The sequence below is a fragment of the Klebsiella sp. CN_Kp075 genome, assembly GCF_040065055.2.
GTDB classification, from domain to species: Bacteria; Pseudomonadota; Gammaproteobacteria; order Enterobacterales; family Enterobacteriaceae; genus Klebsiella; species Klebsiella aerogenes.
The window spans coordinates 4,834,393-4,860,820 of the sequence record NZ_CM198050.1 but is presented as its reverse complement, the minus strand read 5'-3'; the positions used below and the strand labels follow the sequence as shown (position 1 = coordinate 4,860,820).

General features: G+C 56.8%; 21 protein-coding genes and 3 tRNA genes. 18 read left to right on the top strand and 6 right to left on the bottom strand.

Going from position 1 to position 26,428, the window contains the following annotated elements:
* Nucleotides 1–8: 8 nt before the first annotated feature.
* From mscM to rsgA, 3 genes are all read right to left on the bottom strand, one after another.
* On the bottom strand, nucleotides 9–3,335 hold the full coding sequence (gene mscM / locus ABLV78_RS23100; RefSeq protein ID WP_047046293.1) for a miniconductance mechanosensitive channel MscM: 3,327 nt from the start codon (nucleotides 3,333–3,335) through the stop codon (nucleotides 9–11).
* Between the two features lie 24 nt (nucleotides 3,336–3,359).
* A complete protein-coding gene (gene asd, locus ABLV78_RS23095) occupies nucleotides 3,360–4,322 on the bottom strand; it encodes an archaetidylserine decarboxylase (RefSeq protein ID WP_045396393.1) in 963 nt (320 codons plus the stop codon).
* Nucleotides 4,323–4,472: 150 nt separating this feature from the next.
* The gene (gene rsgA / locus ABLV78_RS23090; protein ID WP_015368642.1) at nucleotides 4,473–5,534 is read right to left on the bottom strand and encodes a small ribosomal subunit biogenesis GTPase RsgA; all 1,062 of its coding nucleotides are present in this window, start codon (nucleotides 5,532–5,534) and stop codon (nucleotides 4,473–4,475) included.
* A 94-nt stretch (nucleotides 5,535–5,628) separates the two neighbouring features.
* On the opposite strand from rsgA, the gene orn reads away from it, so the two are divergent.
* On the top strand, nucleotides 5,629–6,174 hold the full coding sequence (orn, locus tag ABLV78_RS23085) for an oligoribonuclease (RefSeq protein ID WP_015704162.1): 546 nt from the start codon (nucleotides 5,629–5,631) through the stop codon (nucleotides 6,172–6,174).
* Nucleotides 6,175–6,215: 41 nt separating this feature from the next.
* Here the strand turns inward: orn and ABLV78_RS23080 are convergent, their stop codons facing one another.
* Nucleotides 6,216–6,947: an arginine ABC transporter substrate-binding protein gene (locus ABLV78_RS23080; protein ID WP_047046396.1), complete on the bottom strand. Its 732-nt coding sequence runs from the start codon at nucleotides 6,945–6,947 to the stop codon at nucleotides 6,216–6,218.
* A 292-nt stretch (nucleotides 6,948–7,239) separates the two neighbouring features.
* On the opposite strand from ABLV78_RS23080, the gene ABLV78_RS23075 reads away from it, so the two are divergent.
* From ABLV78_RS23075 to ABLV78_RS23065, 3 genes are all read left to right on the top strand, one after another.
* Nucleotides 7,240–7,315: transfer RNA gene (locus tag ABLV78_RS23075), tRNA-Gly, on the top strand.
* Between the two features lie 71 nt (nucleotides 7,316–7,386).
* A tRNA-Gly gene (locus ABLV78_RS23070) sits at nucleotides 7,387–7,462 on the top strand.
* Nucleotides 7,463–7,533: 71 nt separating this feature from the next.
* Nucleotides 7,534–7,609, top strand: a tRNA-Gly gene (locus ABLV78_RS23065).
* A gap of 270 nt (nucleotides 7,610–7,879) precedes the next feature.
* On the opposite strand, the gene queG is transcribed toward ABLV78_RS23065, so the two are convergent.
* Nucleotides 7,880–9,019 (bottom strand): tRNA epoxyqueuosine(34) reductase QueG, encoded by a 1,140-nt coding sequence (queG, locus tag ABLV78_RS23060; protein WP_045396859.1) that lies wholly within the window; start codon nucleotides 9,017–9,019, stop codon nucleotides 7,880–7,882.
* A gap of 13 nt (nucleotides 9,020–9,032) precedes the next feature.
* On the opposite strand from queG, the gene nnr reads away from it, so the two are divergent.
* From nnr to rlmB, 14 genes are all read left to right on the top strand, one after another.
* Nucleotides 9,033–10,544, top strand: a complete 1,512-nt coding sequence (nnr, locus tag ABLV78_RS23055) for a bifunctional ADP-dependent NAD(P)H-hydrate dehydratase/NAD(P)H-hydrate epimerase (protein ID WP_165430619.1) — start codon at nucleotides 9,033–9,035, stop codon at nucleotides 10,542–10,544.
* Nucleotides 10,537–10,998, top strand: a complete 462-nt coding sequence (gene tsaE, locus ABLV78_RS23050; RefSeq protein ID WP_032715469.1) for a tRNA (adenosine(37)-N6)-threonylcarbamoyltransferase complex ATPase subunit type 1 TsaE — start codon at nucleotides 10,537–10,539, stop codon at nucleotides 10,996–10,998. The genes nnr and tsaE overlap by 8 nt, the downstream gene beginning before the upstream one ends.
* A 16-nt stretch (nucleotides 10,999–11,014) precedes the next feature.
* Nucleotides 11,015–12,367 carry an N-acetylmuramoyl-L-alanine amidase AmiB gene (gene amiB, locus ABLV78_RS23045; protein WP_032715470.1) on the top strand — a complete coding sequence of 451 codons (1,353 nt, stop codon included), beginning with the start codon at nucleotides 11,015–11,017 and terminating at the stop codon, nucleotides 12,365–12,367.
* A 10-nt stretch (nucleotides 12,368–12,377) separates the two neighbouring features.
* Entirely contained in the window at nucleotides 12,378–14,246 is a 1,869-nt protein-coding gene (gene mutL, locus ABLV78_RS23040; RefSeq protein ID WP_047046285.1) for a DNA mismatch repair endonuclease MutL, read from the top strand.
* Nucleotides 14,239–15,189 (top strand): tRNA (adenosine(37)-N6)-dimethylallyltransferase MiaA, encoded by a 951-nt coding sequence (gene miaA / locus ABLV78_RS23035; RefSeq protein WP_032706712.1) that lies wholly within the window; start codon nucleotides 14,239–14,241, stop codon nucleotides 15,187–15,189. The genes mutL and miaA overlap by 8 nt, the downstream gene beginning before the upstream one ends.
* A gap of 91 nt (nucleotides 15,190–15,280) precedes the next feature.
* Nucleotides 15,281–15,589, top strand: coding sequence for an RNA chaperone Hfq (gene hfq, locus ABLV78_RS23030; RefSeq protein ID WP_045396870.1), 309 nt, complete (start codon nucleotides 15,281–15,283; stop codon nucleotides 15,587–15,589).
* A gap of 75 nt (nucleotides 15,590–15,664) precedes the next feature.
* On the top strand, nucleotides 15,665–16,945 hold the full coding sequence (gene hflX / locus ABLV78_RS23025; protein WP_032713510.1) for a ribosome rescue GTPase HflX: 1,281 nt from the start codon (nucleotides 15,665–15,667) through the stop codon (nucleotides 16,943–16,945).
* A 58-nt stretch (nucleotides 16,946–17,003) separates the two neighbouring features.
* The gene (gene hflK, locus ABLV78_RS23020) at nucleotides 17,004–18,266 is read left to right on the top strand and encodes an FtsH protease activity modulator HflK (RefSeq protein ID WP_015368631.1); all 1,263 of its coding nucleotides are present in this window, start codon (nucleotides 17,004–17,006) and stop codon (nucleotides 18,264–18,266) included.
* Nucleotides 18,267–18,268: 2 nt separating this feature from the next.
* Entirely contained in the window at nucleotides 18,269–19,273 is a 1,005-nt protein-coding gene (gene hflC / locus ABLV78_RS23015; RefSeq protein WP_015368630.1) for a protease modulator HflC, read from the top strand.
* A 197-nt stretch (nucleotides 19,274–19,470) separates the two neighbouring features.
* Nucleotides 19,471–19,668 (top strand): DUF2065 domain-containing protein, encoded by a 198-nt coding sequence (locus ABLV78_RS23010; RefSeq protein ID WP_015368629.1) that lies wholly within the window; start codon nucleotides 19,471–19,473, stop codon nucleotides 19,666–19,668.
* Nucleotides 19,669–19,771: 103 nt separating this feature from the next.
* Nucleotides 19,772–21,070 (top strand): adenylosuccinate synthase, encoded by a 1,299-nt coding sequence (locus tag ABLV78_RS23005; RefSeq protein WP_045396875.1) that lies wholly within the window; start codon nucleotides 19,772–19,774, stop codon nucleotides 21,068–21,070.
* Between the two features lie 150 nt (nucleotides 21,071–21,220).
* Nucleotides 21,221–21,655 (top strand): nitric oxide-sensing transcriptional repressor NsrR, encoded by a 435-nt coding sequence (gene nsrR / locus ABLV78_RS23000; protein ID WP_045379682.1) that lies wholly within the window; start codon nucleotides 21,221–21,223, stop codon nucleotides 21,653–21,655.
* Nucleotides 21,656–21,746: 91 nt separating this feature from the next.
* Complete coding sequence (gene rnr / locus ABLV78_RS22995) at nucleotides 21,747–24,188, top strand: ribonuclease R (protein ID WP_045396877.1); 2,442 nt, start codon at nucleotides 21,747–21,749, stop codon at nucleotides 24,186–24,188.
* Between the two features lie 81 nt (nucleotides 24,189–24,269).
* Nucleotides 24,270–25,001 carry a 23S rRNA (guanosine(2251)-2'-O)-methyltransferase RlmB gene (rlmB, locus tag ABLV78_RS22990; protein ID WP_015704174.1) on the top strand — a complete coding sequence of 244 codons (732 nt, stop codon included), beginning with the start codon at nucleotides 24,270–24,272 and terminating at the stop codon, nucleotides 24,999–25,001.
* Nucleotides 25,002–25,021: 20 nt separating this feature from the next.
* On the opposite strand, the gene ABLV78_RS22985 is transcribed toward rlmB, so the two are convergent.
* Nucleotides 25,022–26,317 (bottom strand): MFS transporter, encoded by a 1,296-nt coding sequence (locus tag ABLV78_RS22985; RefSeq protein ID WP_047046281.1) that lies wholly within the window; start codon nucleotides 26,315–26,317, stop codon nucleotides 25,022–25,024.
* Nucleotides 26,318–26,428 lie beyond the last annotated feature (111 nt).

Genomic DNA, 26,428 nt, shown 5'->3' with positions numbered 1-26,428 from the left:
GTTAGTGCTTACAAACTTCCTGGGGTACGGCTGCTTTTACCCGCTGAGTTCAGCGGCTGACTGCTGCGCAGACCATCCAGGCTTTCCAGACGCATCTGGAACGGTGGGAACGGCATGTCGATGCCGTGCGCGCGGTAACCGGCAAGAATCAGTTGATGCAGCTCATGACGCAGCGGCATACGGTGGCCCATCTCGGCGGCGTAAATACGCAGCTCGAAAATCTGAATCCCCTGCTGCAGGTCAACGAGAAACGCTTCCGGCGCCGGGGTATCAATCACCAGCGAGCAGCGATGAGCGGCGGTCAACAGAATCTGTGTAACCTCTTCCGTATTGGCCTCCGCGGGCGCCGGGATAGTCAACACCACACGGGTGACCGAATCCGACAGCGACCAGTTGATGAACTGTTCGGTGATGAACGCTTTGTTCGGCACGATGATTTCTTTACGGTCCCAGTCGCTGATGGTGGTGGCGCGGGTATTTATTTTCGTCACGCTACCGGTCAGGCTACGGATAGTGACCGTATCGCCGATACGGATCGGTTTCTCAAACAGGATAATCAGGCCGGAGATAAAGTTGGCGAAGATCTCCTGTAGACCAAAACCTAGACCGACGCTGAGCGCCGCCACCAGCCACTGCAGTTTCGACCACTCAATACCAATCATCGAGAAGCCAACCAGTCCGCCGATCAGCATCAACAGATATTTGGTGATGGTGGTGATGGCGTAGCCGGTACCCGGCGTCAAATCCAGATGTTGCAGAATCGCCAGTTCCAGCAGCGCCGGGAGATTGCGCACCAGCTGGGTGGTGATAATCAGCACCAGAATGGCGATCAATACCGCGCCGAGGGTAATGGGCTCAAGACTTTCGACGCCCTGTACCGTGGAGGTCACGTCCCACAGCGAGATATTTTCGAGGAAGCCGAATGCCGAGTGAATTTCCGACCACAGGATAATCACCGACAGCAGGGCTATCAGCATCAGCAGCGAACGGACCAGGCGCAGGGACTGGGTACTGATGGCGTCGAGGTCGACTTCGCTGACTTCCGCTTCGACCGAGCCTTCGGTGCTGGTGGAGTGGGCGGTATCTTCTTCGCCGCGGGCGCGCTGGGCGAGGATTTCTGCCCGGCGGTGTTTGGCGCGATCGAAGGCCAGACGCCGACGCTGAATCAGCATCCAACGGCGGATGATATGGTAGACCACCAACAGCAGGAACCAGATGGCGACCGAGGTTTCCAGTCGCGCCAGTAGCGCCTGCGAGGTGGCAAGATAGCCCACTGCCGCCGCCAGCATCGCGATCAGCGGCGCGCCTAGCAGCAGGTTCCACAGCAGACGGTTCACCATGTTCTCGCCGTCGCCCGCTTTATCAAGATACAGCGGGATCCCGGCGTGCTTCAGGCTCAAGGTAACCAGCGCCAGCGCGCCGCATATCAGCATGAAGCACAGGCGGCCCAGAGAGGCCGAGAATTCACGGTCGTTGAGATTATCGAACATGATCAGCGCCATAATCAGCGGTACGATCAACCCGATGCTCATCAGGTAGTAACGCATGGCTTTGGCGACGCGGTTGCGCGGCCAGCCGAAGTGGGCGATGAACAATCCATTCGGCCGGGCAAAGGTGGCGCAAATCATCACCACCCATAGTAGCGGCACGGTGGCGGTCACGCCGTCGCCAATGGCGACCGCCAGCGGGAAGGGCCAGGCCGCCTGCAATCCATAGCCGAGCGTCATCCACAATACCGGCAGCGGAGATGCCACCAGAATTGACCAAAACACGGTACGCAGCGTCAGCCAGAAGTGATCCTGAGTCACCTTGCCGATCCGCGCGCTGGAGCGCTCAAGGAAGCGGGTAAAGTGGCGGCGCGAATAGATACTGAAGCCCACCAGCACCAGCGCGCCAAACAGCGGGAACAGCGTCTCTTTGCTGGTCAGCATCATGACGCTGGCCTTGCCGAGCTGGTTGATGGTATCAAGCGAGATCAGACGACGCAGATCCTGCACTACTTCCAGCGGCCAGGAGAAGCCAATCGGGCTGACGTCCGAGGTCCAGAACAGATAGCGGTGGGTTGCTTCGTTAATCTCTTTCAGCGCGTCTTCTAACTGGCCGTTGGCGACTTTCAGTTTCGTCAGTTCGAGCAGCAGGGTATCGCCGCCGCGCAGCAACGAGTTAAGCAGTTCGCTCTGGGTGCGTAGTTGCGCCTGCAGGATGCGGTTTTGTTCCGCGGTAAGCGGTTCGCCGTCGGCCTGGCGAATCAGCCGTAGCTGCGCCTGTTTGCTGAGCAGGTCTTCGTAATGCAAGCGCTGCACGCGCAACTGGGCCGTTTCAGTATCCAGTTGCTGCGGGCGCGGGCGCTCCGGCAGACGGGCGACCTGGGCGCGAAGCGCTTCGCCGAGTAGATTCGATGATCCCAGCCACTGCGACTGTTCGCGTAGGGTGTTCAGCGCCTGGCGCACCTGAAGCGTTTGATTGGTTGCCTGCCGCTGCTGCGAGGCAACCAGATCAAGGCGCTGGACCTGCTGGTTGAGCGCCTGCGACAGCTCGCGGTTAATTTTGAACTGGTCAATGATCCCCGGCGGCAGGTTTTCGCTGTTTTCCGCCAACAGCTCGGTACTCTCCAGCGCCTTTTCCGCTTCGCGTTGGCGCTGGCTGTTCTGCTGATTGCGCAGCGCCTGCAGGTAGGCATCGAGTTGTTCGCTCTGTTTCTGCGCCAGCTCAGAGCGGATGCGCGACAGCTCCTGGCGGTTGTTAGCGGAGAGTTGGGCCAGATCCAGCTCGTCGACCAGCGCTTTCAGACGCGCGGATTCCGCCTGCAGGCCGAGATTTTGCGCCTGCGCCAGCGGCGTATTGCCGGGCTGCGCGCCGACGCGGCGTTCAATTTCGTTAAGCTTGCGGCGGGCGTCGGTTTGCTGTTGAGGCAATTGGTTGAGAGAGTCGGCAATTTCCCGCGCCCGATCCTGCTCCTGCTGCGCCTGGCGGCTGGCTTCCAGAAGCTGGCTGCTGACCTGCAGGATCTCCTGATTCAGCGCGTCGGCGGTGAGGGCGGTAGGTACCTGGTGCGGCGTTTCGCTGACATTCGCTAACTGGGTGCGGAGAGTTTGAAACAGTTTGGGGAAATTATCGATGACATCCTGGTACTGGCGAGCACGCTCAACGGAGGCATTGCGCTCTTCCAGCGCATTCAACGCGGCTTGCAGGACCTCAACGGTTTCAGGCTGGGCGGGTTTCGCCGCCTTCGCCTGTTCCAGTTCCTGGGTGATTTGTTTGACGTCCGGGGCCGTCGCTGCGTACGTCCCGAAGCTGAGGCTCAAGGCCAACAGAAAAGTGTATATCAGGCGCACGGCGTAACCCTTTGTCGTCAGGAATTAACCTTCGTCTTGTTTGTCGTCAACCAGCGGGCTGGCGCGATGTTCGGCGCGGATTTCTTCTTCCGGCAACGGCGCAGGTTCCGCGGATATGTCCGCTTCTACGGCCGTCGCCAGCGGTTCGCCGATTTTGGTGACTGACAGGCTTTGCAGCTGTTCAACCAGCTTCACCTGGCCTGGCGCAAACAGGTTAATCACCGTTGAGCCCAGCTTAAAGCGCCCCATCTCCTGCCCCTTCAACAGCGCAACGGAGCCTTCGCTTTCGCCCGCAGGCCAGGTCCAGCGCTTGATAATGCCTTCGCGTGGCGGCGTCACGGTGCCGGACCAGACGGTCTCGATGCTGCCAACAATCGTTGCGCCCACCAGAATCTGCGCCATTGGACCGAATTCAGTATCGAACAGGCAGATGACGCGCTCGTTGCGGGCAAACAGGTTCGGTACGTTTTGCGCCGTCAGGTGGTTGACCGAGAACAGATCGCCCGGAACGTAGATCATTTCGCGCAGGATGCCGTTGCACGGCATATGCACGCGGTGATAATCGCGCGGTGACAGGTAGGTGGTGGCGAAGCTACCGTTACGGAACAGGTCGGCCATCTGGTAGTTACCTGCCAGCAGGGCCTCCAGGGTGTAATTGTGGCCTTTGGCCTGCAGAATTTTGTCATCTTCGATAGCGCCAAGCTGGCTGATAACGCCGTCAGCCGGCATCACCAGTACGTTGGGATCGGTGTTGAGCGGGCGAACGTCATCACGCAGCGGGCGGACGAAGAAGTCGTTGAAGGTGCGGTAAGCGGCGGTATCCGGCTTCTGCGCCTCTTTCATATCGACCTTGTAGTATTTGACGAACAGATCGATAACCAGTTTAGTCAGCCAGCCTGCTCGTTTACTTGCCCCCCAGCCTGCGAGGCGGGTGAGCCACAGTTTAGGCAGAATGTATTGCAGTGAGAGTTTAAACGAGTTTAACAAGGTAGCCTCCAGGCCGTTAATTGTCGTTCCTGACCCCGCTTTGGCGCGGGGTACTGAAAAGGGGGACGATTCTATACGTAAACTTCAGCGAATTGTATCCGCGCCGTCTTGCTGGCAAAGCGAGTACGTATAGCGACGACAGCTTAAATGTCAGTCGTCGGTTGATGAAAAGCTTTTACGCGTTTTTACCTGCACCTGTTCCATACTTTCCAGGATGCGGTGATAGTTGGCGAAACGGCTTTCAGCGATAGCGCCTTTTTCTACCGCTTCGCGAATGGCGCAACCTGGGTCGGTGTCGTGCTTGCAGTCGCGATACTTGCAATGGCCTAAATAATCATGGAATTCGACAAAGCCGTTGGTGATTTGTTCCGCATCAAGATGCCACAGCCCGAACTCGCGCACGCCCGGAGAGTCAATCACATCGCCGCCGTGCGGGAAGTGATAAAGACGCGCGGCGGTGGTGGTGTGCTGGCCGAGCCCTGACACATCGGAGACGTCGTTCGTCAGGATTTGCTCATCCCGCAGTCCCAGCAGCGTGTTCAGCAGGCTGGATTTACCCACCCCGGACTGGCCGGCAAAGATGCTGATGCGCCCGGTCAGCGCCTCTTCAAGCGGCTTCAGGCCGTCCTGAGTATGGCTGGACACCATCAATACCGGATAACCGATCTGGCGATAGATATCCATCTGCTCGTTGACGAAGGCCATGCCGTCATCGTCCAGCAGGTCTATCTTATTCAGTACCAGTAGCGGTTCGATATTCTGCGCTTCGCAGGCCACCAGATAGCGATCGATAATATTGAGCGACAGTTCGGGTAAAATGGCCGAAACCACGACGATTTGGTCGATATTTGCCGCGATAGGCTTCACGCCGTCGTAAAAGTCCGGGCGCGTTAACACCGAGGCGCGTTCATGTACCGCTTCGACGATACCTTTGACGTTGACCCCGTCGGCGGCGTCTTTACCTGGCCGCCAGACCACGCGGTCGCCGGTCACCAGGGAACGAATGGTCCGGCGAATGTTGCAGCGGTGGGTCGTGCCATCCGCGGATTCGACATCGGCATGCATACCAAAACGGCTGATGACGATACCTTCAGAAGGCTCGCCAAACAGGTTGTCATCGTAGTCGGCCTTCTCCGAAGTCGTTTTCAGGCGGCGCTGGTGGTTGGCCTTGACGCGGCGCTGCTGGCCTTTGGAGAGCTTATTTTTACTCAATCGAACTGGCTCCTGGTCGCCCTGATGGGGCAAAACCTCTATGATACACGCTATTTTAGATGAATATAGTCACGCAAGAAGGGTGGAAAATAGCATGAGTGCAGATGAAAACAACCTGATTTGGATCGATCTTGAGATGACGGGGCTGGATCCCGAGCGCGATCGCATTATCGAAATCGCCACCCTGGTCACCGACGCGAATCTTAATATTCTGGCAGAAGGCCCGACCATTGCCGTGCACCAGTCTGATGCTCAGCTGGCGCTAATGGACGAATGGAACGTGCGCACTCATACCGGCAGCGGGCTGGTCGATCGCGTGAAGGCCAGTACCGTGGGCGACCGCGAAGCGGAACTGGCCACTATTGAGTTTCTCAAGCAGTGGGTGCCGGCGGGAAAATCGCCAATTTGCGGCAACAGCATCGGTCAGGACCGCCGCTTCCTGTTCAAATATATGCCGGAACTGGAAGCTTACTTCCATTATCGCTATCTCGACGTCAGCACCCTGAAAGAGCTGGCGCGCCGCTGGAAGCCGGAAATCCTCGATGGCTTTAAAAAGCAGGGCACTCACCAGGCGATGGACGATATCCGCGAATCCGTCGCCGAACTGGCTTACTATCGCGAGCATTTTATTAAGCTCTGAAGCGTAAACGGGGCCGACATGGCCCCGTTCTTTTTGCTGCCTTACTTAAACCATTTCTGTTCCATCTGCTGGAACTCCGGCGACGCCTTCACTGCCTCCAGCGCGTCGTTAATCTGCTTAAGCAATTCCGGGTCGTCTTTGCGTACCGCGATCGCATATTGTTTGCCGTAGTAGGCCGGGTCGGTGGCGCGCTCTTTCATCTCGGCGTAATCAGGATTATCCGCCAGCCACTGGTCCATCGTCGCTAAATCGCCGATCGCGCCGTCGACTTCGCCGCTTTTCAACGCCGCCAGCGCGTCGCTATCGTTGCCAAAGGCGACGGTTTGAATGCCTTTTTGTTTATCGCGTAGATAACGCTGGTGGACGCTACCTTTGACGACGGCGAGCTTTTTACCCTGCAGGTCGGCAAACCCGTGGGCGGCGTCTTTTGCCGTGACTACCACTCCGGAGAGCTCCTGGCGATAAGGTTGGCTGAAGGCAACCTGCTTTTCACGCATCGGCAATACTTCAACGCCGGCAATAATAGCGTCGAACTTTTTAAAGCGTAGCGCCGGGATGAGGGTATCAAAGCGCTGCGGCGTGAATTTGCATTCCGCCTGCATCTGTTTACACAGCGCATTGGCCAAATCAATGTCAAAACCCGTAGGTTGACCTTTGCCTTTGACGGTCTCAAACGGCGGATTGGCGGTTGTGGTGCCAAAATGGAGCGTCTCGGCGGAAGCCGTTCCGATAATCGATGTGGTCAGCAGCAGGACGGAAAGCGCTTTTTTCATTCTGAATCCCTGATAGTCGTCATGGTGGACCTTTTCGCGGATAGCCACCGCGGTGTCATGCGGGCGATTTTGCGCCATTCGCGCGGGGGGAAAAAGATATTTTGCTAATTATGGCGGTTATTTATACAATTCAGTGGGCTGTGTGGCGAGAAAATGTCCATTCAAACAAAAAACGAAAAAAAGTGCTCGCCAGGGGGTTGCAGGTGAATCGAATTCTCGTATAATGCGCCTCCCGTAACGACGCAGAAATGCAAATTACGACGCCATCGAAATATGGCAAAAAAGCAGTAACGCGGGAATAGCTCAGTTGGTAGAGCACGACCTTGCCAAGGTCGGGGTCGCGAGTTCGAGTCTCGTTTCCCGCTCCAAAATTTGAAAGCAGCACCATACCAAAACATAGTTTTCAGGCTACCGGCAGGTAGATTGAAAGCCGATGTAAGCGGGAATAGCTCAGTTGGTAGAGCACGACCTTGCCAAGGTCGGGGTCGCGAGTTCGAGTCTCGTTTCCCGCTCCAAAATTTGAAAGACACACCATACCAAAGCATAGTTTTCAGGTTACCAGCAGGTAAATTGGAAACCGATGTAAGCGGGAATAGCTCAGTTGGTAGAGCACGACCTTGCCAAGGTCGGGGTCGCGAGTTCGAGTCTCGTTTCCCGCTCCAAATTTCTTCCTTTATCCAATTTATCCACAGTGCGAAATCGCGCCGGGGATGATTTTCATTGCCTATCCCAAAATACTGTAAACAGAGTTATCCACAGGCTGTCGTTTGGCTGACTGCGCGACAAATGCTTCACTTTGTAAATAGTATTGTTGTATCTGATTGAAATTTAACATTTAAATTTCATTTCAAACTGTTAATTCGATCACTTGACGTACGTCTGCCCGTTGAAACGCAATGTGTTTTTGTTTTTATTCACAGCCTGTGAATGAATCAGGCGTCGCGCGGCAATCCTTTCTCGACCACCCGGACCAGGCGTAGTTTCTGCGGCAACTGCACTTCGACAACGTTGGCATTTCGCTTTTCGATCTGCTGCGCAACCGCCCATTCAATGTGTTCATCGAGAAGTGGGTGCTCACCTCGGCGACTTTCCAGCGCCGCCAGATTGGCTTCATTCCACGGGGCATTACCGATCGCGACGGCGATATTGCGTAGCCAGCGTAAGTGGCCGATACGACGTATCGCCGACCCCTCGGTGACTTTCAGGAACCAGGCTTCGCTCCAGGCGAACAGCTCAATCAGCTGCGGCGCATGTAGCGCTTTACGCGGGCTGAAGTCCTCTTCATCGGTAAGCTGCGAAAAACGGTTCCACGGACAAATCAACTGGCAATCATCGCAGCCGTAAATACGGTTGCCGATCAGCGGACGAAATTCTTCCGGGATGGCGCCTTCCAGCTCGATGGTCAGATAAGAGATGCAGCGCCGCGCGTCGACGGTATAGGGCTCGACGATGGCGCCGGTCGGGCAGATAGTCATACAGGCGACACAGCGCCCGCACTCTTCGGCAACCGGCTGGTCTACCGGCAGCGGAAGATCGATGAGCAATTCGCCGAGGAAGAAAAACGATCCGGCGTCGCGGCTTAAGATAAGTGAGTGCTTACCTGTCCAGCCAAGCCCCGCTTTTTCAGCGATGGGCCGCTCCAGGATAGGCGCGGAATCGACAAACGGTCTAAAATTGAGCGAAGCACACTGTTCCTGAATCATCTCGCCAAGTTTTTTCAGGCGGTTACGTAGCAGCTTATGATAATCACGCCCCAGGGCATAACGGCTAACGTAACCCAGCGCGGGATCTTTCAGGGTGCTGGCGAAAGCAGCATTGGCGGGCAGATAGTTCATACGCACGCTAATCACGCGTAGCGTACCGGGCAGCAGTTCATGCGGCCGGGCGCGCATCATGCCGTGGCGAGCCATCCATTCCATTTCGCCATGGTATTGTTTATCCAGCCATGCCTGTAACTTAGGTTCGCTGGCGCTGAGATCGGTATCGGTAATACCAACCTGCTGGAAGCCAAGCTCGGTGCCCCATTGTTTGATTTGTTGCGCTAACTGATTGAGATCGAGGGGCTGTGACATGATGGACCATACAATGACGAAAAACCCTGACAGTATACCACACATCGTATGGTCAGCGGAGACGCTGCGCCAGGCGGAAAGAGAGGCGGCGGATAGTCTCGGGCTGACGCTTTTTGAACTGATGCGCCGCGCCGGCGAGGCGGCGTTCCAGCTGGCCCGCAGCCTTTATCCCGCCAGCCAGCGCTGGTTAATCCTCTGCGGCCACGGCAATAACGGCGGCGACGGCTACGTGGTCGCGCGGCTGGCGCAGGCGCAGGGCATCGTGGTAACGCTACTGGCGTTGGAAAGCGATAAGCCGCTGCCGGAAGAGGCGCAGGCCGCACGGGAAGAGTGGCTCAATGCCGGCGGCGTCATCCACGCCGCCGATAGCGCCTGGCCGGATGATATCTCATTGATTATTGACGGGCTGCTCGGCACCGGCCTGCATAGCGCGCCGCGCGCTAATGTCGCCGGGCTGATTGAACTGGCGAACGCCTACCCCGCGCCGGTTATTGCGCTTGATATTCCCTCCGGGCTGAACGCGCAAACCGGCGCGACGCCTGGCGCGGCGATCCACGCCGCCCATACCCTGACGTTTATCGCGCTAAAACCCGGTCTGCTGACCGGTAATGCCCGCGACGTTGTCGGGCGCTTACATCATCATGCGCTCGGCCTGGAGCGCTGGCTTGCCGGGCAAAACACCGCTATTCGCCGTTTTTCCGCGGCGCAGCTGGCAGGCTGGCTGCCGCCGCGTCGTCCGACGTCGCATAAAGGTTCGCATGGTCGGCTGGTGATTATTGGCGGCGATCGCGGCACCGCTGGCGCCATTCGTATGGCGGGTGAGGCCGCTCTACGTGCCGGCGCGGGTTTAGTACGTGTGCTGACCAGGGCGGAAAATATCGCGGGCATTGTGACTGCCAGGCCGGAATTGATGGTCCATGAGCTGAACGGTGACTCTCTTACCGAAAGCCTGGAGTGGGCGGATGTCGTAGCGATTGGTCCCGGTCTTGGGCTAAGCGAGTGGGGTAAAGCGGCGCTGCGACAGGTAGAGAATTTTCGCAAACCGATGGTCTGGGATGCCGACGCGTTGAACCTGCTGGCAATCAATCCCGATAAACGTCACAATCGCGTGTTAACCCCGCATCCTGGCGAAGCCGCCCGTTTATTGAATATCAGCGTGGCAGAAGTTGAAAGCGATCGCTTACATTCTGTACAGCGTCTGGTAAAACGGTATGGCGGCGTGGTGGTGCTAAAAGGCGCAGGAACCGTAGTGGCGAATGACGCGGGCGAAATCGGTATCATTGATGCCGGTAATCCCGGAATGGCCAGCGGCGGGATGGGCGATGTGCTCACCGGCATTATCGCCGCGCTGTTGGGACAGGGGCTGACCCAGTATGATGCCGCTTGCGCAGGCTGCGTGGCGCACGGCGAAGCCGCAGACCGGCTGGCCGCCAGAGATGGTGCCCGCGGGATGCTGGCGACCGATCTTTTTTGCACGCTAAGGCGTGTTGTTAACCCGGATGTGATTGACCTAGACCATGATTAACCGTGTGATTCCTTTACCCGACGAGCAGGCGACATTAGACCTTGGCAACCGCGTAGCGCAGGCCTGTAGCGGCGCGACGGTTATCTATCTGTATGGCGATTTAGGCGCGGGTAAAACCACCTTCAGCCGCGGTTTTCTACAGGCCCTTGGCCACCGCGGCAATGTCAAAAGCCCAACGTATACGCTGGTAGAGCCTTACACCCTCGAAAATCTGATGGTGTATCACTTCGACCTGTACCGCCTGGCGGATCCTGAGGAGCTCGAATTTATGGGGATCCGCGATTACTTCGCTAACGATGCCATCTGCCTGGTGGAATGGCCACAACAAGGCGCGGGTGTACTGCCTGACCCGGATGTCGAAATTCACCTGGATTACCAGGCGCAAGGGCGTGAGGCGCGCGTAACGGCGGTCTCTTCATTGGGTGAGTCTTTATTGGCGCGTTTAGCCATTTAGCCTATAGGATGACGGGATGAAGTATCGTATAACCAGTTGGCTGGCCGCCGCTCTGATGCTGTTCGGCACTCAGGCATCCGCGGCAAGTTTATCCGATATCCAGGTCTCAAACGGCGATCGGCAGGCCCGCATAACGCTAAGTTTTGTCGGCGATCCCGAATATTCCTTCACCCCGCAAGGTAAGCGCGTGGTGGCGTTGGATATCAAACAAACCGGGGTGCTTCAGGGGCTGCCGTTGCAGTTTAGCGGTAATAACCTGGTCAAAAGCATTCGCTCCGGCTCGCCTCAGGATACGCAATCTCTGCGTCTGTTGGTCGATCTGACGGAAGATGGTAAAACGCGGGCGGTGAAGCAGCAAAACGGCGCTAACTATACCGTCGTCTTTACCATTAATGCCGATGTGCCGCCGCCACCTCCGCCGCCGCCAGTGGTAGCGAAGCGGGTCGAAGCGCCGGTAGTGTCGCCGCGTCCGAGCGAGCCGCCGCGCAATCCGTTTAAAAGCTCAGGCAGCGACAGAACCACGGTGGTGACCAGCAGTCAGCCGGCGATGACCAACAACCAGACTATTACCCGTCCGGCGGCGCGTACCGTCTCTTCTGACGATAAGATTATTATCGCTATTGATGCCGGGCACGGCGGCCAGGATCCTGGCGCTATCGGGCCTGGCGGCACCAAAGAGAAAAACGTCACGATTGCTATCGCCCATAAACTGCGAGCGTTGCTTAACGACGATCCGCAGTTTAAACCGGTGTTGACCCGTAATGGCGACTACTTCATCTCGGTCATGGGGCGTTCGGACGTGGCGCGGAAACAAAACGCTAATTTCCTGGTCTCTATCCATGCTGATGCGGCTCCGAATCGCGACGCGACCGGCGCATCGGTGTGGGTGCTCTCTAACCGCCGCGCTAACAGCGAAATGGCCGGCTGGCTTGAACAGCATGAGAAACAATCGGAACTCCTGGGCGGCGCGGGCGACGTGCTGGCGAATAGCCAGTCGGATCCTTATCTGAGCCAGGCGGTACTGGATTTACAGTTCGGCCATTCCCAGCGCGTCGGTTATGATGTGGCAACCGATGTACTGAGCCAGCTGCAGCGGATCGGCAATCTGCATAAACGCCGTCCGGAGCACGCCAGCCTTGGCGTTCTGCGCTCGCCGGATATTCCGTCGATCCTTGTCGAAACCGGCTTTATCAGTAATAACGGCGAAGAGCGCCTGCTGGGTAGCGATGATTACCAACAGCAGATTGCAGAGGCGATTTATAAAGGGCTGCGTAACTATTATATGCAGCACCCGCTGCAATCAGCGCCGCGCGGCACGGCTGCGCAAACCGCCAGCGCCAGTTCGCCTGGCGGGTCGTTGATTAACTAAGGAGAAGGTCATGCCGATTCAGGTCCTGCCGCCGCAACTCGCCAACCAGATTGCCGCTGGCGAGGTGGTGGAACGTCCGGCGTCGGTAGTGAAAGAGCTGGTCGAAAACAGCCTTGATGCCGGCGCGACCCGTATCGACATTGATATTGAACGCGGCGGCGCGAAGCTTATCCGTATTCGCGATAACGGCTGCGGGATTAAAAAAGACGAACTGGCGCTGGCGCTGGCTCGTCACGCCACCAGTAAAATCGCTTCGCTGGATGACCTTGAGGCGATCATCAGTCTTGGCTTTCGCGGCGAAGCGCTGGCCAGTATCAGTTCCGTCGCTCGCCTGACGCTGACATCGCGTACCGCGGAGCAGCAGGAAGCCTGGCAGGCCTATGCTGAAGGTCGAGACCAGGCGGTAACGGTGAAACCAGCGGCGCATCCGATTGGCACCACGCTGGAAGTGCTGGATCTGTTTTACAACACCCCCGCGCGGCGTAAGTTCATGCGCACCGAAAAAACCGAGTTTAATCATATTGATGAAATCGTCCGCCGCATCGCGCTGGCGCGTTTTGATGTGACGATTAATCTCAGCCATAACGGCAAAATGATGCGCCAGTATCGTGCCGTGGCGGAAGGCGGCCCGCGCGAGCGCCGCCTCGGCTCGATTTGCGGCGCGGCGTTTCTGGAGCACGCGTTGGCCATTGAGTGGCAGCATGGCGATCTGACGCTGCGTGGCTGGGTTGCCGACCCGTTGCATACTAATCCGGCGTTAGCGGAAATCCAGTACTGTTACGTTAACGGGCGTATGATGCGCGACCGGCTGATCAACCATGCTATTCGCCAGGCCTGTGAAGATAAACTGGGCGCTGACCAGCAGCCGGCGTTTGTGCTGTATCTGGAGATTGACCCGCATCAGGTTGATGTCAACGTGCATCCGGCGAAGCACGAAGTGCGTTTCCATCAATCACGGCTGGTTCATGACTTTATCTATCAGGGCGTACTGAGCGTGCTTCAGCAGCAGCTTGATGCGCCGCTGGCGGAAGAAGACGAAGCGCCCGCGCCGCGGCAGGTGCCGGAGAACCGCGTAGCGGCGGGCGCGAACCATTTCGCTCGCCCATCGCCTGCCCGGGAACCGGCGGCGCCTGGTTATGATACTCGCGCGCCGCGGGAACCTGCCGCCGCCGGCGGCGGCTATAGCTCAGGCGGCGCCAGCTGGCCGCACGCCCAGCCTGGCTATCAGAAACAGCAGGGAGCGCTTTATCGTCAACTGCTGCAAACCCCGGCGGCGGAAAAAAAACAACCTGCGCCGACGCCTGCGGAAAGTCTGGCAGCCCACAGCCAAAGCTTTGGCCGGGTGCTAACTATTATCGGCGGCGATTGCGCGCTGCTTGAGCGCGGCGGCACATTGGCGTTGCTGGCGCTGCCGGTGGCGGAACGCTGGCTACGTCAGGCGCAACTTACGCCGGGCGCGGAAGCGGTTTGCGCGCAGCCGCTGCTTATCCCGCTGCGTCTTAAAGTGAGTGAAGCAGAACGCAAAGCGTTGGAAAAGGCGCAGCCGGCGCTGGCGGAATTGGGTATCGATTTACAAGCAGATTCCCAGCACGTGACGGTCCGCGCGGTGCCTTTACCCTTAAGACAACAAAATTTACAAATCTTGATTCCTGAACTGATAGGCTACCTGGCGCAGCTAACGGCATTCGACGTCGGCGACATCGCCCAATGGACAGCGCGTAATCTGGCGAGCGAGCACGCGCAGTGGAGCATGGCGCAGGCGATTTCGGTTCTGGCGGACGTTGAGCGTTTATGTCCGCAGCTGATTAAAGCGCCGCCGGGTGGTCTGTTACAACCTGTTGATTTACATTCGGCAATGACAGCCCTGAAAGATGAGTGATGTAACTGAGGCGAGCCTGCCTAAGGCAATTTTTTTAATGGGGCCGACGGCCTCCGGTAAAACCGCATTAGCTATCGCCTTGCGTAAAGTTTTGCCCGTAGAGTTGATTAGCGTCGATTCCGCCCTCATCTATCGAGGAATGGATATCGGCACGGCCAAACCCGATGCCGCGGAGCTTAGCGCTGCGCCGCATCGGTTGCTGGATATTCTTGATCCGGCAGAGTCGTATTCGGCGGCGGATTTTCGTCGCGATGCGTTGGCGGAAATGGCGGATATCGTCGCCGCCGGACGCATCCCGCTGTTGGTCGGCGGGACGATGTTGTACTTCAAAGCGTTGTTGGAAGGGTTATCGCCGCTGCCTTCGGCGGATCCCGCAGTCAGGGCCAGAATTGAGCAACAAGCGGCAGAGCAGGGGTGGCACGCATTGCACCGGCAGTTACAGGAGATCGATCCCGTGGCCGCCGCGCGTATTCATCCAAATGATCCGCAAAGACTTTCCCGAGCACTGGAAGTTTTTTTCATTTCGGGTAAAACTTTAACTGAACTGACGCAAACGTCAGGAGAGGCTCTGCCGTATCAGGTGCATCAGTTCGCCATCGCCCCGGCGAGCCGTGAACTGCTACATCAACGCATTGAGCAGCGTTTTCATCAGATGTTGGCTTCAGGTTTTGAAGCAGAAGTGCGGGCGCTATTTGCCCGTGGAGATTTGCATACGGATATGCCTTCCATTCGTTGTGTCGGATACCGCCAGATGTGGTCATACCTTGAAGGCGAGGTCCCGTATGATGAAATGGTTTATCGAGGTGTTTGCGCGACGAGACAGTTAGCTAAACGTCAGGTCACCTGGCTGCGCGGTTGGGAAGATGTTCACTGGTTAGACAGTGAGCAACCTGAACAAGCGCTCAACAAAGTATTACAGGTTGTTGGTGCTAGCCAGAACTGAACGTGTACAATTGAACGGTATCGTGCGTAATTTTTTTAAGAATCGTAAGGTTCTGAGTACAAAACAAGCATACATATAAGGAAAAGAGAGAATGGCTAAGGGGCAATCTTTACAAGATCCGTTCCTGAACGCTTTGCGTCGGGAACGTGTTCCGGTTTCTATTTATTTGGTGAATGGTATTAAGCTGCAAGGGCAAATTGAGTCTTTCGATCAGTTCGTGATCCTGTTGAAGAACACGGTCAGTCAGATGGTCTATAAGCACGCAATTTCTACTGTTGTCCCGTCCCGCCCGGTGTCTCACCACAGCAATAATGCTGGCGGCGGTGCAAGCAACTATCACCACGGTGGTAGCGCGCAAGGTTCTTCTGCGCCGCAGCAAGACAGCGACGACGCCGAATAAGGCTAATGCTGTTTTTCCACGTCGGGGAGCCAGGTTTTCTGCGTTCCCCGCTGGTATTTTATAAGGGGTTTACGCTTGTTTGACCGTTATGATGCCGGTGAGCAGGCGGTACTGGTACACATCTATTTTTCGCAAGACAAAGATATGGAGGATCTCCAGGAGTTTGAATCCCTGGTCTCTTCCGCCGGTGTCGAAGCAATGCAGGTGATTACCGGTAGCCGTAAAGCACCGCACCCGAAGTATTTTGTAGGTGAAGGTAAGGCTGTTGAAATTGCGGAAGCCGTAAAAGCGACCGGCGCCTCGGTCGTGCTGTTCGATCATGCCTTGAGTCCGGCCCAGGAACGTAACCTGGAGCAGCTATGCGAATGCCGGGTTATCGATCGCACCGGTCTGATTTTAGATATTTTTGCCCAGCGAGCGCGTACCCACGAAGGGAAACTGCAGGTTGAGCTGGCGCAGCTGCGCCATCTGGCCACGCGTCTGGTACGCGGCTGGACCCACCTTGAAAGGCAGAAGGGCGGGATTGGTTTGCGCGGACCGGGTGAAACCCAGCTCGAAACCGACCGTCGATTGCTGCGTAACCGTATTATGCAGATCCTGTCGCGACTGGAAAAAGTAGAAAAACAGCGCGAGCAAGGTCGGCGGTCACGCGCCAAGGCCGATATCCCTACCGTCTCGCTGGTGGGATATACCAACGCCGGAAAATCAACGCTGTTCAACCAGATAACCGAAGCGGAAGTCTATGCCGCGGACCAACTGTTCGCCACCCTGGACCCGACGCTGCGCCGTATTAACGTCACCGACGTCGGCGAAACGGTACTGGCAGACACCGTAGGCTTTATTCGTCATCTGCCGCACGATCTGGTGGCGGCGTTTAAAGCGACGCTGCAGGAGACGCGTCAGGCGACGCTGCTGCTGCACGTCATTGATGCCGCGGATGTCCGCGTGCAGGAAAATATTGATGCAGTAAATACGGTCCTTGCTGAAATCGAGGCCGATGAAATTCCGTCATTGCTGGTGATGAACAAAATCGATGTGCTTGACGATTTTGAACCGCGCATCGATCGGGATGAAGAGAATAAACCGATTCGGGTCTGGCTCTCCGCCCAGACCGGGATTGGCGTACCACTGCTTTTTCAGGCGTTAACAGAGCGTCTTTCCGGCGAAGTGGCGCAGCATACGCTGCGCTTACCGCCGCAGGAAGGTCGCCTGAGAAGCCGTTTCTATCAGCTTCAGGCGATAGAAAAAGAGTGGATGGAGGATGACGGCAGCGTAAGCCTGCAAGTGCGCATGCCCATCGTGGACTGGCGTCGCCTCTGCAAACAAGAGCCTGCGTTGGTCGACTACGTGGTTTGACCTGGCCTGAAGATATTAACCCCTGTGGGGATATCAAAAACAAATATGGAGCATATACATGGCGTGGAATCAGCCCGGTAATAACGGACAGGACCGCGACCCGTGGGGAAGCAGCAAAAATGGCGGCAACTCTGAGGGAAATGGCAACAAAGGCGGTCGCGATCAGGGGCCGCCCGATCTGGATGATATCTTCCGCAAGTTAAGCAAAAAACTTGGCGGTCTCGGCGGCGGTAAAGGCGGCCAGGGTGGCGGTAATGTGACTCAGGGCCCGCGCGGTCCAATGGGTGGGCGCATTGTCGGCATCGTTGCTGCAGCGGCGGTGATTATCTGGGCAGCCAGCGGTTTCTATACCATCAAGGAAGCGGAACGTGGTGTGGTGACACGCTTTGGCAAGTTCAGTCATCTGGTTGAGCCAGGTCTGAACTGGAAGCCAACCTTTGTCGATAATGTGCAAGCGGTGAACGTCGAGTCGGTTCGTGAACTGGCAGCATCCGGCGTCATGCTGACTTCCGATGAGAACGTCGTGCGCGTTGAGATGAACGTACAGTACCGGGTGACCGATCCGGAGCGCTACCTGTTTAGCGTGACCAGCGCCGACGATAGTCTGCGTCAGGCCACCGACAGCGCCCTGCGCGGCGTCATTGGTAAGTACACCATGGACCGTATCCTGACCGAAGGTCGTACCGTTATCCGTAGCGATACCCAGCGCGAGTTGGAAGAGACCATTCGTCCGTACAACATGGGTATCACCCTGCTGGACGTCAACTTCCAGACGGCGCGTCCGCCGGAAGAGGTGAAGGCCGCGTTTGATGATGCCATTGCCGCGCGTGAGAACGAGCAGCAGTACATCCGCGAAGCGGAAGCCTATACCAACGAAGTTCAGCCGCGTGCTAACGGTCAGGCGCAGCGTATCCTCGAAGAGGCGCGTGCGTATAAAACCCAGACCGTACTGGAAGCGCAGGGTGAAGTCGCTCGCTTTGCGAAGATCCTGCCGGAATATAAAGCCGCGCCGGAAATTACCCGCGAGCGTCTGTATATCGAAACCATGGAAAAAGTGCTGAGCCATACCCGCAAAGTGCTGGTTAATGACAGCAAGGGCGGCAACCTGATGGTTCTGCCATTGGATCAGATGCTGAAAGGCGCCACCGGCGCGCCGGCAAAGAGCGATAGCAGTGGCGCAAGCGATCTGCTGCGCCTGCCGCCTGCGTCCAGCTCAAGCAGCGCCAGCACCTCATCAACCTCGAGTTCAACCGGGGGTACCATTATGGACCAACGCCGCGCCAACGCGCAGCGTAACGACTACCAGCGTCAGGGGGAATAACGATGCGTAAATCTGTTATCGCGATCATTGTCGTCGTGCTGGTAGTGCTCTACATGTCTGTCTTCGTGGTGAAAGAAGGCGAGCGCGGCATTACGCTGCGCTTCGGCAAAGTTCTGCGCGACGATGAGAACAAGCCGCTGGTGTATGCGCCGGGTCTGCACTTCAAGATCCCGTTTATTGAATCCGTGAAAATGCTGGATGCGCGTATCCAGACCATGGACAACCAGGCTGACCGCTTTGTTACCAAAGAGAAGAAAGATCTGATCGTCGACTCCTATATCAAGTGGCGCATCAGTGACTTCAGTCGTTACTATCTGGCGACCGGCGGCGGCGACGTCTCCCAGGCCGAAGTTCTGCTGAAGCGTAAGTTCTCTGACCGTCTGCGCTCTGAGATTGGTCGTCTGGACGTGAAAGACATCGTGACTGATTCCCGCGGTCGTTTGACCCTGGAGGTGCGTGATGCGCTGAACTCCGGTTCTGCTGGTACAGAAGATGAAGTCTCGACGCCGGCAGCCGATGACGCTATCGCTAAAGCGGCAGAGCGTGTAGAAGCTGAAACTAACGGTAAGGTTCAGGTGATCAACCCGAACAGTATGGCGGCGCTGGGTATTGAAGTCGTTGACGTACGTATCAAGCAGATCAACCTGCCGGCTGAAGTGTCTGAAGCGATCTACAACCGTATGCGCGCCGAGCGTGAAGCGGTTGCTCGTCGCCATCGTTCACAAGGTCAGGAAGAAGCGGAAAAACTGCGCGCTACCGCGGACTATGAAGTGACCAAGACCCTTGCGGAAGCCGAGCGTCAAGGGCGTATTCTGCGCGGTGAAGGCGATGCCGAGTCGGCAAAACTGTTTGCCGATGCATTCAGTCAGGATCCGGGCTTCTATGCCTTTATCCGTAGCTTGCGCGCTTATGAGAAGAGCTTCCAGAGCAACCAGGACGTGATGGTCCTCAGCCCGGATAGCGATTTCTTCCGTTACATGAAGTCACCGGATTCCGTGCGTAAATAAGCCGGGTCAGTGTGAAATCAGAAGGCGCCTTGCAAGAGGCGCCTTTTTTCATGCCATAGATTGTGATTTTTCTCTCAGCTAGTGGTTTCATATTGCCTTTGAAATGCCGGAGAATGTGAAGAAAGAAAAAGGGTTTGCGGTAATACTCACCGGCGCCAACTGGCGGCGGTTTTGTTTTTCTATAAGGGTCATCAATAATGAATGCAACAATTTGGCTGGCACTGGCGCTGGTTTTAGTTCTCGAAGGTCTTGGCCCACTGCTTTATCCCCGCGCCTGGCGCAAGATGGTAGCGACAATGAGCCAACTGCCGGATAATTTATTGCGTCGCTTTGGCGGCGGTCTTGTGGTGGCTGGCATTGTCATCTACTACATGTTGAGGAAATCGATTGGCTGATCAAAAAATAATCGGATTAACCTCATTTTGAGTGCAAAAAGTGCTGTAACTCTGAAAAAGCGATGGTAGAATCCATTTTTAAGCAAACGGTGATTTTGAAAAAATGGGTAACAACGTCGTCGTACTGGGCACCCAATGGGGTGACGAAGGTAAAGGGAAGATCGTCGATCTCCTGACAGAACGGGCTAAATATGTTGTGCGCTACCAGGGTGGCCATAACGCAGGCCATACTCTCGTAATCAACGGTGAAAAAACCGTCCTCCATCTTATTCCATCAGGTATTCTCCGTGAGAATGTAACCAGCATCATCGGAAACGGTGTTGTGCTGTCTCCGGCTGCGCTGATGAAAGAGATGAAAGGTCTGGAAGACCGTGGTATCCCTGTTCGTGAGCGTCTGCTGCTCTCTGAAGCCTGCCCGCTTATTCTCGATTATCACGTCGCGCTGGACGTAGCGCGTGAAAAAGCGCGTGGCGCGAAAGCTATCGGTACGACCGGTCGCGGTATCGGCCCGGCTTACGAAGATAAAGTCGCCCGTCGCGGCCTGCGCGTTGGCGACCTGTTTGATAAAGCCACCTTCGCTGACAAACTGAAAGAAGTGATGGAATATCACAACTTCCAGTTGGTGAACTTCTATAAAGCAGAAGCGGTTGACTACCAGAAAGTGCTGGACGATGTGATGGCGATTGCCGACATCCTCACCAGCATGGTCGTTGACGTTTCCGATCTACTCGATCAGGCGCGTCAGCGCGGCGACTTCGTGATGTTCGAAGGCGCGCAGGGCACGCTGCTGGATATCGACCACGGTACCTATCCGTACGTAACTTCCTCCAACACCACCGCGGGTGGCGTGGCGACCGGTTCCGGCCTGGGCCCGCGTTATGTGGATTACGTTCTGGGTATCATCAAAGCTTACTCGACTCGCGTAGGCGCGGGCCCGTTCCCGACCGAGCTGTTTGATGAAACCGGCGAGTTCCTGTGCAAGCAGGGTAACGAATTCGGCGCCACTACCGGCCGTCGTCGTCGTACCGGCTGGCTGGACGCTGTCGCGGTACGCCGTGCGGTGCAGATTAACTCCCTGTCCGGCTTCTGCCTGACCAAACTGGACGTCCTTGACGGCCTGAAAGAAGTGAAAATCTGCGTCGGTTACCGTATGCCGGACGGCCGTGAAGTGACCACCACTCCGCTGGCTGCCGACAACTGGGAAGGTATCGAGCCTATCTACGAAACCATGCCGGGCTGGTCCGAAACCACCTTCGGCGTGAAAGAGCGTAGCGGCCTGCCGCAGGCAGCGCTGAACTACATCGCGCGTATTGAAGAGCTGACCGGCGTGCCGGTTGATATCATCTCTACCGGTCCTGACCGTACTGAGACTATGATTCTGCGCGATCCGTTCGACGCGTAATCATCATCCAGGGGCGCCGTTCGGGCGCCCTTGTTTTTGCAGTTCGCCCGCCCCATTTCAAATAAATTAGCGGCCTGAGCGCTGGCTGGTTTATCATCAATAGAGTTAATACCCGCGGATTCACCGCTTTCCCCTTACCCTGAGGTTGATGTGCAGTTAACGAGTTTCACCGATTACGGATTACGCGCGCTGATTTACATGGCGTCGTTGCCGGATGACCGAATGACCAGTATTTCCGAGGTGACGGATGTCTATGGCGTTTCCCGTAATCATATGGTCAAAATAATCAATCAGTTAAGCCGTGTTGGCTATGTGACGGCCGTGCGGGGAAAGAATGGGGGGATTCGCCTTGGCAAGCCGGCTAAAATGATTCGCGTGGGTGATGTTGTGCGCGATCTGGAGCCGCTATCGCTGGTGAATTGCAGCAGCGAATTTTGCCACATTACTCCCGCTTGTCGCCTGAAACAGGCACTTGCCGAAGCCGCGCAAAGTTTCCTGAAGGAACTGGATAACTACACGCTGGCCGATTTGGTTGAAAAGAATCAACCGCTATATAAATTATTACTGGTGGAAGAAAAGCGCTGAATGATTTGCGCCGCAGCGTAAAGAGAACCCACAAAGCGGCGGCGTAAAACGCAGTCAGACTTTCATCGGAGATGACAACGGAGGAACCGATATGTCACAAGACCCATTCCAGGAACGCGAAGCTGAGAAGTACGCGAATCCCATCCCGAGCCGGGAATTTATCCTCGAACATTTAACCAAACGTGAAAAACCGGCCAGCCGTGACGAGCTGGCGATTGAGTTAAATATTGAGGGCGAAGAACAAACTGAAGCGCTGCGTCGCCGCCTGCGGGCAATGGAACGCGATGGCCAGCTGGTCTTCACTCGCCGTCAGTGCTATGCCCTGCCGGAACGTCTCGATTTAGTCAAAGGCGTCGTTATTGGCCACCGCGACGGCTACGGCTTTTTACGCGTCGAAGGGCGCAAAGACGACCTGTATCTTTCATCTGAGCAGATGAAAATGTGTATTCATGGCGACCAGGTGTTGGCCCAGCCGCTGGGCGCGGACCGTAAGGGCCGTCGCGAAGCGCGCATCGTTCGCGTGCTGGTGCCGAAAACCAGCCAGATCGTCGGCCGTTACTTCACCGATGCCGGCGTGGGCTTCGTGGTGCCGGACGACAGCCGTCTAAGCTTCGATATCCTGATCCCGCCTGAAGAGATCATGGGCGCCCGCATGGGTTACGTGGTGGTGGTCGAACTGACCCAGCGTCCAACCCGTCGTACCAAGGCGGTCGGCAAAATAGTTGAAGTGCTGGGCGACAACATGGGCACCGGCATGGCCGTTGATATGGCGCTGCGTACCCATGAGATCCCTTACGTCTGGCCGCCGGCGGTGGAAAAACAGGTCTCCGGCCTCAAAGAGCAGGTGCCGGAAGAGGCGAAAGCCGGGCGCGTTGATTTGCGCTCTCTACCGCTGGTTACTATTGACGGCGAAGATGCCCGCGACTTTGATGACGCGGTGTACTGCGAGAAAAAACGCGGCGGCGGCTGGCGTCTGTGGGTGGCTATCGCCGACGTGAGTTACTACGTGCGCCCCGGTACGCCGCTGGACGGCGAAGCGCGCAGCCGCGGGACGTCAGTCTACTTCCCTTCGCAGGTCGTACCGATGCTGCCGGAAGTGCTGTCCAACGGCCTGTGCTCGCTGAATCCACAGGTCGATCGCCTGTGTATGGTCTGCGAAATGACGATCTCGTCAAAAGGTCGCCTGACCGGCTTTAAATTCTATGAAGCGGTGATGAGCTCTCACGCCCGTCTCACCTACACCAAGGTTTGGCATATGCTGCAGGGCGATCAAGAGCTGCGCGAACACTACGCGCCGCTGGTGAAGCATATTGAAGAGCTGCATAACCTCTATAAGGTGCTGGATGGCGCCCGTGAAGAGCGCGGCGGTATCTCATTTGAAAGTGAAGAAGCTAAATTCATCTTCAACGCCGAGCGTCGTATCGAGCGTATCGAACAGACTCAGCGTAACGATGCGCACAAGCTGATCGAAGAGTGCATGATTCTGGCGAACATCTCCGCGGCGCGTTTCGTTGAGAAAGCGCAGGAGCCAGCGCTGTTCCGTATTCACGATAAGCCAAGCACCGAAGCGATTACCGCCTTCCGCACCGTGCTGGCGGAGCTGGGGCTGGAGCTGCCGGGCGGCAACAAACCGGAGCCGCGCGATTACGCCGAGCTGCTGACTTCCATCGCCGATCGCCCGGATGCGGAAATGCTGCAGACGATGCTGCTGCGTTCCATGAAGCAGGCGGTCTACGATCCGGAAAACCGCGGCCACTTCGGCCTGGCGCTGCAGTCATACGCGCACTTCACCTCGCCGATCCGTCGTTATCCTGACCTGTCGCTGCATCGCGCTATTAAGTATTTACTGGCGAAAGAGCAGGGACATAAAGGCAATAGCACCGAGACCGGCGGTTGGCACTACAGCATGGAAGAGATGCTGCAGCTGGGCGAGCACTGCTCGATGACCGAGCGCCGCGCCGATGAAGCGACGCGCGAAGTGTCAGACTGGCTGAAGTGCGACTTCATGCAGGATCAGGTGGGCAACACCTTCTCCGGCGTGATCGCAAGCGTCACCGGCTTTGGCTTCTTCGTCCGCCTGAACGATCTGTTTATCGATGGTCTGGTACATGTCTCCTCGTTGGATAATGACTACTATCGCTTCGACCAGGTCGGGCAGCGGCTGATTGGCGAGTCCGGCGGCCAGACTTACCGCCTGGGCGACCGCGTGGAAGTGCGCGTCGAAGCGGTCAATATGGATGAGCGTAAGATTGATTTCAGCCTGATTTCCAGCGAACGCGGTCCGCGTAATGTTGGCAAAACCGCACGCGAAAAAGCGAAGAAGGGCGCGCCGGGTAAAAACGGCGGCGGCCGTCGTCGTCAGGTAGGCAAGCAGGTAAACTTCGAGCCAGATAGCGCCTTCCGTAAGGAAAAAGAGAAAGCTAAAGCCAAACCGAAAGGCGAAAAGAAAGCGAAAAAACCGTCGGCGAAAACGCAGAAAATCGCCGCGGCAACCAAAGCCAAGCGCGCGGCGAAAAAGAAGATCGCCGAGTGATTGACGTCCCTTCGCCCTGAAGTCTGCTGGCGCAGAACGGGGTGAAGGGAACGGATAACAGAACCTAAAACGAGTACATCAATGAGTGAAATGATTTACGGCATCCATGCGGTGCAGGCACTGCTGGAACGCGCCCCTGAGCGTTTTCAGGAAGTTTTTATTCTGAAAGGCCGTGAGGATAAGCGTCTGCTGCCGCTGATCCATGCCCTTGAAGCGCAGGGCGTGGTGATTCAGGTTGCCAGCCGCCAGTTCCTCGATGAGAAAAGCGAAGGCGCGGTGCATCAGGGCATCATTGCCCGCGTGAAGCCGGGACGTCAGTATCAGGAAAACGATCTGCCGGATCTGCTGGCGCAGTTCGATCAACCGTTCCTGCTGATCCTCGACGGCGTCACCGATCCGCACAACCTCGGCGCCTGCCTGCGTAGCGCCGACGCCGCAGGCGTGCATGCGGTGATCGTGCCGCGCGATCGTTCCGCTCAGCTCAACGCTACGGCGAAAAAAGTCGCCTGCGGCGCGGCGGAAAGCGTGCCGCTGATCCGCGTCACCAATCTGGCGCGTACTATGCGTCTGCTGCAGGAAGAAAACGTGTGGATTGTCGGTACTGCCGGCGAAGCCGACCATACGCTGTTCCAGAGCAAAATGACCGGCCCGATGGCGCTGGTGATGGGCGCGGAAGGTGAAGGTATGCGTCGTTTGACCCGCGAGCATTGTGATGAACTGATCAGCATCCCGATGGCGGGTAGCGTCTCTTCGCTGAACGTCTCTGTCGCCACCGGTATCTGCCTGTTTGAAGCGGTGCGCCAGCGCAGCTAAGCCGCCGCTGGCGCGGCGGGTTAGTCGTCCAGCGCGCGCAGATGGTCGTTCTTATTGAGCGTCATTAGCGCGGCTATACTGACGACGGCCGTCGCCATCACGTAGTACGCCGGAATATCCAGATTACCGGTCTGTTTAATCAGGCCGGTAATGATCAATCCGGCGCAGCCGGAAAACACGGCATTTGATAGCGAATAGGCTAACCCCAGCCCGGTATAACGCACCCTGGTAGGGAACATCTCCGCCAGCATCGCCGGCCCAGGCCCGGCCAGAATCCCCACCAGTCCACCCGCAATCAGCACCACGATACCTTTCACCAGCAGCGTGCTGCTTTCCGCCTGCAATATTTTCAGCAGCGGCAGCGCCAGTACCAGCAGCAATACCGCAGCCGCGACCATCACCCGCCGACGTCCCCACTGATCGCTGAGCATCCCGGCAGGCAAGATGGTGATGGCGAAGCCAATGTTGGAGATCACCGCAATCAGCAGCGCCTGATTAAAACCGGTGTGCAGCGCGGACTGGAGGTACGAGGGCATGATCACCAGGTAGGTATAACCCGCCGCCGACCATACCATCAGCCGGCCAATGCCGGTGAAAATCGCTTTGAGCGTCTGGCGCCAACTGGCGCGGGTTTCCGCAGGCGGCGTAGTCTGCTGCTGGCGTAAAAAGCCCGGCGTCTCTTCCATTTTAACGCGTAGCCATAGCGCAACGATGCCCATCGGTATGGCGAGGAAAAAGGGAATTCGCCAGCCCCAGTCATGCAGCGCTTCGGGGCTCAGTACGGCGGAAATCAGCGCGACCACGCCTGCGCCTGCCAGCAACCCTAATGCCACGGTAAAAGATTGCCATGCGCCATACAGACCGCGTTTACCTTTAGGGGCGAACTCGGTCATCAGCGATACCGCTCCTCCATACTCGCCGCCGGCAAACAACCCCTGCAGAATACGTAATCCGGTCAGCAGGAGTGGCGCCGCAATACCGATGCTGGCGTAAACCGGTACCAGCCCGATTGCCGTGGTGGCGAGCGTCATCAGTACCAACACGATAATCAGCGTCGGCTTGCGACCAATACGATCGCCAAGACGGCCAAAAACGATGGCGCCCAGCGGGCGAAAGAAGAACGCAATCGCGAAAGAGGCGTAAGTCAGAATCAGCCCGGTCAGCGGCGCTTCCCCGTTCAACTGGAAGAAGTTTTTTGCAATTACGGTCGCCAGAAAGCCATAGACCGCAAACTCGTACCATTCAATAAAGTTACCGATAGAACCGGCGATCAGCGCGCGTTTTTGCGCCGCTGATGTTGTGCTGGCGGTGTGCATAGGAAGCCCCGACTGATACAAAACAGTAACGAATGAATAAATTATTCCATACATTTTTTCTGAGGAAATTTTAAATTCTTATGCCTGTGATGGGCTTCACGAAGGCGTAGC

What these genes read in the sequence shown, in the direction of transcription:
- nnr (WP_165430619.1), top strand. Translation starts at nt 9,033, where the DNA reads ATGACGAAAAACCCTGACAGTATACCACACATCGTATGGTCAGCGGAG.
- ABLV78_RS22985 (WP_047046281.1), bottom strand. Translation starts at nt 26,317, where the DNA reads ATGCACACCGCCAGCACAACATCAGCGGCGCAAAAACGCGCGCTGATC.
- ABLV78_RS23005 (WP_045396875.1), top strand. Translation starts at nt 19,772, where the DNA reads ATGGGTAACAACGTCGTCGTACTGGGCACCCAATGGGGTGACGAAGGT.
- hflK (WP_015368631.1), top strand. Translation starts at nt 17,004, where the DNA reads ATGGCGTGGAATCAGCCCGGTAATAACGGACAGGACCGCGACCCGTGG.
- hflC (WP_015368630.1), top strand. Translation starts at nt 18,269, where the DNA reads ATGCGTAAATCTGTTATCGCGATCATTGTCGTCGTGCTGGTAGTGCTC.
- orn (WP_015704162.1), top strand. Translation starts at nt 5,629, where the DNA reads ATGAGTGCAGATGAAAACAACCTGATTTGGATCGATCTTGAGATGACG.
- amiB (WP_032715470.1), top strand. Translation starts at nt 11,015, where the DNA reads ATGAAGTATCGTATAACCAGTTGGCTGGCCGCCGCTCTGATGCTGTTC.
- ABLV78_RS23080 (WP_047046396.1), bottom strand. Translation starts at nt 6,947, where the DNA reads ATGAAAAAAGCGCTTTCCGTCCTGCTGCTGACCACATCGATTATCGGA.
- rlmB (WP_015704174.1), top strand. Translation starts at nt 24,270, where the DNA reads ATGAGTGAAATGATTTACGGCATCCATGCGGTGCAGGCACTGCTGGAA.
- rnr (WP_045396877.1), top strand. Translation starts at nt 21,747, where the DNA reads ATGTCACAAGACCCATTCCAGGAACGCGAAGCTGAGAAGTACGCGAAT.
- miaA (WP_032706712.1), top strand. Translation starts at nt 14,239, where the DNA reads ATGAGTGATGTAACTGAGGCGAGCCTGCCTAAGGCAATTTTTTTAATG.
- tsaE (WP_032715469.1), top strand. Translation starts at nt 10,537, where the DNA reads ATGATTAACCGTGTGATTCCTTTACCCGACGAGCAGGCGACATTAGAC.
- queG (WP_045396859.1), bottom strand. Translation starts at nt 9,019, where the DNA reads ATGTCACAGCCCCTCGATCTCAATCAGTTAGCGCAACAAATCAAACAA.
- mutL (WP_047046285.1), top strand. Translation starts at nt 12,378, where the DNA reads ATGCCGATTCAGGTCCTGCCGCCGCAACTCGCCAACCAGATTGCCGCT.
- hfq (WP_045396870.1), top strand. Translation starts at nt 15,281, where the DNA reads ATGGCTAAGGGGCAATCTTTACAAGATCCGTTCCTGAACGCTTTGCGT.
- ABLV78_RS23010 (WP_015368629.1), top strand. Translation starts at nt 19,471, where the DNA reads ATGAATGCAACAATTTGGCTGGCACTGGCGCTGGTTTTAGTTCTCGAA.